The organism is Faecalibacterium sp. DFI.5.82 (assembly GCF_029076575.1).
Classification (GTDB): Bacteria; Bacillota; Clostridia; order Oscillospirales; family Ruminococcaceae; genus Faecalibacterium; species Faecalibacterium duncaniae.
In genome coordinates this window covers 1-475 of record NZ_JARFIS010000061.1, presented here as the reverse complement: position 1 = coordinate 475, position 475 = coordinate 1, and the positions used below count along the sequence as shown (strand labels likewise).

The window sequence follows — 475 nt, the reverse complement described above, 5'->3', positions numbered from 1 at the left end:
CCTGCCGCTGCAGAAGCTCCCGCAGCCGAGGCAATGCCCGCACGCAAGACCGCAAAGTCCGCTGTCAAAACGGAGAAAGCCCCCAAAACGGAAAAGACCGCCCACAAGGGCCGTCCCCCGCTTTCCCCTGAGATCTACGTTGAATTTGCCGGTAAGCAGTATAACATCCCCGATCTTGTGGACCGCGCCAAGGCTGATTACCGCCTGACCCACAAAGTGGGCGAGCAGTCCTGCAAGATCTACGTCAAGCCTGAGGAAGAGGCCGCCTACTATGTCGTCAACAAGGTCGGCGGCAAGCTGCCTCTGTAAAGACTGCGTTTCTGTTTTTCATCGCACAGAAAAAGACCAGAGCTGTTCTGCCAAGTGGCAGTTCAGTTCTGGTCTTTTGTTTTACAATGTTACAAAACCATACGCTCTTCCCTGACGCGGAACGCGGGCTCTTACTTCAGGAACTTGTGCACGGCGCGGGCCACGA

At 55.8% G+C, this 475-nt stretch carries 1 protein-coding gene; it reads left to right on the top strand.

The annotated features are described in order from the left end of the window. The coding region (locus P0G09_RS15560) for a DUF6465 family protein (protein ID WP_275253102.1) at window positions 1-309 on the top strand (309 nt) is incomplete at its 5' end. Window positions 310-475: the final 166 nt, after the last annotated feature.